At 53.6% G+C, this 239-nt stretch carries 2 tRNA genes; both read left to right on the forward strand.

Annotated elements, in window-relative coordinates:
* Window positions 1–37: 37 nt before the first annotated feature.
* Window positions 38–114: transfer RNA gene (locus ACEWE8_RS26135), tRNA-Ile, on the forward strand.
* A gap of 24 nt (window positions 115–138) precedes the next feature.
* Window positions 139–214, forward strand: a tRNA-Ala gene (locus ACEWE8_RS26140).
* Window positions 215–239 lie beyond the last annotated feature (25 nt).

Raw genomic sequence — 239 nt, forward strand, 5'->3', positions numbered from 1 at the left:
TTTGTATAAAGACGATGCTGTAACGCGACCCTGTTATAGGTCTGTAGCTCAGTTGGTTAGAGCGCACCCCTGATAAGGGTGAGGTCGGCAGTTCAAATCTGCCCAGACCTACCATTACATGGTTCAGCCGTAGAATACGGGGCCATAGCTCAGCTGGGAGAGCGCCTGCCTTGCACGCAGGAGGTCAGCGGTTCGATCCCGCTTGGCTCCACCACTTTCGCAGTAACTTGTCAGAACTT

The organism is Pseudomonas sp. TR47, assembly GCF_044143025.1.
GTDB lineage: Bacteria > Pseudomonadota > Gammaproteobacteria > Pseudomonadales > Pseudomonadaceae > Aquipseudomonas > Aquipseudomonas putida_E.